Source organism: Terrabacter sp. P5_B1, assembly GCF_056400505.1.
The window spans coordinates 1-4,428 of the sequence record NZ_JBFULD010000336.1; the positions used below are offsets into that span (position 1 = coordinate 1).

Sequence of the window (4,428 nt, forward strand, 5' to 3'; positions counted from 1 at the left end):
GCGCAGGACGTGGCTCGATGTCGTCGATCGTGTCGTGCCAGAGGCTGAGGCCGCGGTAACCGCTCGGGGGCATGGCCGGGATCATGCCACCTCTGCTGCCCGGGAGACGACCCCCGCGGCTCTGCCGTTTCACTTGAATCAGCATCAAAGGCCTACGGAATCCGCGGCGTGACGCGGTTCGGACCGTGACTTCCGCCGTGCGCCGGGTCACGGCATGATGCGATCATGAGCACCGTCGACCGCGCCCGCCTGGCCGAGCTGCACGCCCGCGAACGCGCCGCCTTCACCGCCGCCCGGCCCAGGTCCCGGGCCCTCGCCGAGCAGGCAGCCGCCCACATGCCCGGCGGTGTCCCGATGAGCTGGATGGTCAAGTGGCCCGGCGACTTCCCGGTCTTCGTCGAGCACGCCGAAGGCGCCCACTTCACCTGCGTCGACGGCATCGACCACGTCGACCTCTGCCTCGGCGACACGGGCGCCATGATGGGCCACTCGCCCGCACCCACCGTCGAGGCCGTGACCCGACAGCTCGCCCGTGGGATCACCACGATGCTGCCCACCGAGGACGCGATCGCGGTGTCCACGGGGCTGGCCGAGCGCTTCGGCCTGCCCTACTGGCAGTTCACGCTGACCGCCACCGACGCCAACCGGCACGTGATCCGCTACGCCCGGCACCTGACCGGCCGCAGCAAGGTCGTCGTGCACAACTGGTGCTACCACGGCTCGGTCGACGAGGCGTTCGCGACGCTGGCCCCGGACGGGTCGACGGTCGACCGGCGCAGCAACATCGGCGCCCCGGTCGACACGTCGGAGACGACCCGCGTCGTCGAGTTCAACGACCTCGGGGCGCTCGAGCGGGCCCTGGCCCACGGCGACGTGGCGGCGATCGTCGTCGAGCCCGCCCTGACGAACATCGGCATCGTCCTGCCCGACCCCGGCTACAACGAGGGGGTGCGCGAGCTGGCGACGCGCTACGGCGCGCTGCTCGTCAACGACGAGACCCACACCATCTGCGCCGGCCCGGGCGGCTACACCGGAGCGCACGGACTCGTCCCCGACATGCTCGTCATCGGCAAGTCCATCGGCGGCGGAATCCCTTGTGGCACCTTCGGTTTCAGTCAGGACATCGCCGACCGGATCGCCCGCTCGATCGAGCTGGAGGACATCGACGTGGGCGGCATCGGCGGCACGCTCGCCGGCAACGGCCTGTCGATGGCCGCGATGAAGGCCACCCTCGAGCACGTCATGACGACCGAGACGTTCGAGCACATGGTGCCGCTCGCCGACGCGTGGGCCGACGGCGTGCAGGCGGGCATCGACGCCGTGGGTGCCGACTGGCACGTGACCCGGCTCGGCGCCCGGGCGGAGTACAACTTCTCCGGCCGCCCGTCGCACGACGGGCAGGAGGCGCACGACGCCGACGACTTCGAGCTGCAGCAGTACCTCCACCTCTACGCCCTCAACCGCGGCATCCTCCTGACGCCTTTCCACAACATGGCCCTCATGAGCCCGGCCACGACGGCCGCCGACGTCGAAGCGCACACGACGATGTTCGAGGCGTGCCTGCGCGAGCTCTTCGCCTAGGAGCGCTCGCCCGACCAACCAGGGGGCCAGCCGGTCAGGCCACGCGCGACGGTCGCCCGAAGCGCGTGGCCACGCCGGGCGACCACAGCGCCCGCAACCGGGGTCCGGAGGGGGTGACACCGCTCGCCGCGAGGAGGTCGTCGGCGAGCTCGACGACCGTCGCGGCATACAACGGCCACGCCTCGTGCTCGTTGGGGACCCAGAGCGTGCGCCCCGCCACCCGCGTGTGGGCGCCCCAGCGGGCCGTGAGCCAGGTCTCGAGCGGGGTCGGCTCGACGCGCTCACCGACGCGGACGGTGAGGACGCTCCGGAGCCCCCGCTCAGGGGCCCGCCGCCGGCTCTCGTAGGTGACCCGGTCGCCGTCGCGGTGCCGGCGCAGCCGGGCCCAGGTGTAGGGGATCCCGAGGCCGAGCCGCGCCGCGGCCACGACGAGGGCGCGCTCGGTCTCGAGGGAGCGGAAGAGCACCCCGTGGCGCCCGGCGTCGTCGACCGAGTAGAGCCTGATGTTCGTCTCGAGGAAGCTGCCCAGCCACGGCACGCGCGGGGACGGAGCCCGCCCGAGGCGCATGCCGTCCATGACGAACGGGACGAGCGCGACGTAGGTGCTGCCGTCGGCGAAGACGTCCGGGCGGGTGCCCTCGGGGAAGAGCTGCCGGACGGAGTCCGGGTCGACCGGCCAGTGCACGAAGGTCAGGTCGCGCCACACCTGGTCGAAGACGACGGGTGGCCGGAGCGGCGGAGCCTGCACCGGGTAGCCAGCGAGGGGGTCGACGGCGTCCATCGGCTGGTCCACGTCCCCATCGTCACACGCAGCGCGCCGCACCGCCGCTAGCGTGGGCAGCACAGGCCCGACAGCGAGTTCGGACGACGAGCGACGGAGGACCGGACCATGACCGCGCAGGCACCGGGGGACGGAGCGCGCCGCCGCACAACCAAGCTGGGCATCGTCGGGGCAGGCGCCGTCGGCGCGACCCTGGCGTATGCCGCGTTGATGCGTGGCGTCGCGAAGAACGTCGCGCTCTTCGACGTCAACGCCGCCAAGGTCCACGCCGAGGCGCTCGACCTCAGCCACGGCATCCAGTTCGTCCCGATGGCACACGTCGGCGGGTCGGACGACATCGAGGTCCTCGCCGACTCCGACGTCATCGTCTTCACGGCCGGCGCCAAGCAGAAGCCCGGCCAGTCCCGTCTCGACCTCGCCGAGTCGACCATCGGCATCATGCGGTCGATCCTTCCCCGGCTCGTCGAGGTCGCGCCGGACGCCGTCCACCTCATCGTCACCAACCCGGTCGAYGTCGTGACGTATGCCGCGCTCCAGGTGTCCGGGCTCCCGCCGGAGCGGCTCTTCGGCTCGGGCACCGTCCTCGACTCGTCGCGGCTGCGCTTCCTGCTCGCCGAGCACACCGGGGTCGCCGCCCAGAGCGTGCACGCCTACGTCATCGGCGAGCACGGCGACTCCGAGCTGCCGCTGTGGTCGTCCGCCTCGATCGGCTCGGTGCCGCTGCTCCAGTGGCGCACCCCGGACGGGCGCATCGCGCTCGACGAGGAGGCGCGCAGCCGCATCGCCACCGACGTCATGCAGTCGGCCTACCGGGTCATCGAGGGCAAGGGCGCCACGAACTACGCGATCGGCCTCGCGGCGACGCGAGTCATCGAGGCGGTGCTCCACGACGAGCGCCGCATCCTCCCGGTCTCGTCGCTGCTCGACGACTACTACGGCATCAGCGACGTCTGCCTATCGGTGCCGGCCATCGTCCATGCCGGCGGGGTCGGCGACCGCATCGAGGTGCCGATGACGGACGAGGAGCTGTCGGGCCTGCGGGCCTCCGCCGAAGCTGTGCGCGGTACCGCTCGACGCTTCGGGTTCTGACGACGACACCGACGTCCATCCCGAGGACGGGTGGCGCCCGTCGCGCCGCCCCCGGAGCATGATGGGCCTGTGACCCCGTCCGCCGCCCCCGACGCCGCTGACATCCCGGCGGCCCGGGCGACCTACCACCACGGCGACCTGCGCCGCGCCCTGCTCGAGGCCGGCACGGACCTCGCCCGCGAGGGCGGCCCCGACAAGGTCGTCCTGCGTGAGGCGACCCGTCGCGTCGGCGTGTCGGCCAATGCGGCCTACCGCCACTTCGCCGACCGCGACGCGCTCCTCGGCGAGGTCGTCTCCCGGGCGCAGGCGCGCGCCGCCGACGTCATCAGCGCCACGATGGACGGCGTTCCCGACGACCTGGACGCCGGTCCGCGGGCGCGGGCGCGCTTCCGGGCCGTCGGCGTCGGCTACCTGCGCTTCGCCATGGACGAGCCGGGCCTGTTCCGCGCGGCCTTCGCCGTGCCCGTCGACCTCAGCCGGGCCGCGTCGGCCGAGGCTGCCGGCGAAGGTGGACGCACCCCCTTCCAGCTGCTCGCCGACTCCCTCGACGCCATGGTCGACGCGGGAGTCATGTCCGAGCACGAACGCCCGGGAGCTGAGCTGCTCGCCTGGTCGGCCGTGCACGGCATGGCGATGCTCGCGCTCGAGGGGCCGCTGCGCGACCTCCCGCCGGGCGCCGTCGACGAGCTCGCGCCGCGCCTGGTCCGCATGGTCGACCTCGGGCTGGGGCTGTCCGACGGGCCCGGCGGTGGCGCTGCACGGGACCGCGAAGCGTCTGCCTAGGGTGGTCGCGTGACCAGCGACACCCGTGAAGACACTGCCGTCGAGCTCGACCGCGAGACTCCTGCCTTCTACCGGCGGCTCGGGCCCGGTCTCTATGCCCCCACCGTCCACGTGCAGGGCGCGTGGCGGGACGACGAGCAGCACATGGCGCCGGTCAGCGGCATCCTCGCCCACGAGATCGACCTGCACGAGCC

4 protein-coding genes and 1 pseudogene are annotated in these 4,428 nt (G+C 72.7%); 4 read left to right on the forward strand and 1 reads right to left on the reverse strand.

Annotated elements, in window-relative coordinates; genetic code table 11:
- Positions 1–225 precede the first annotated feature (225 nt).
- Positions 226–1,581 carry an aspartate aminotransferase family protein gene (locus AC1DP0_RS18570; protein WP_478087315.1) on the forward strand — a complete coding sequence of 452 codons (1,356 nt, stop codon included), beginning with the start codon at positions 226–228 and terminating at the stop codon, positions 1,579–1,581.
- A gap of 34 nt (positions 1,582–1,615) precedes the next feature.
- On the opposite strand, the gene AC1DP0_RS18575 is transcribed toward AC1DP0_RS18570, so the two are convergent.
- On the reverse strand, positions 1,616–2,374 hold the full coding sequence (locus tag AC1DP0_RS18575) for a YqjF family protein (RefSeq protein WP_478087318.1): 759 nt from the start codon (positions 2,372–2,374) through the stop codon (positions 1,616–1,618).
- Between the two features lie 96 nt (positions 2,375–2,470).
- On the opposite strand from AC1DP0_RS18575, the gene AC1DP0_RS18580 reads away from it, so the two are divergent.
- From AC1DP0_RS18580 to AC1DP0_RS18590, 3 genes and pseudogenes are all read left to right on the forward strand, one after another.
- A complete protein-coding gene (locus AC1DP0_RS18580; RefSeq protein WP_478087320.1) occupies positions 2,471–3,451 on the forward strand; it encodes an L-lactate dehydrogenase in 981 nt (326 codons plus the stop codon).
- A gap of 69 nt (positions 3,452–3,520) precedes the next feature.
- Positions 3,521–4,234: a TetR/AcrR family transcriptional regulator gene (locus AC1DP0_RS18585; RefSeq protein ID WP_478087322.1), complete on the forward strand. Its 714-nt coding sequence runs from the start codon at positions 3,521–3,523 to the stop codon at positions 4,232–4,234.
- Positions 4,235–4,243: 9 nt separating this feature from the next.
- Positions 4,244–4,428: pseudogene (locus AC1DP0_RS18590) on the forward strand (thioesterase family protein); the annotation flags it as partial.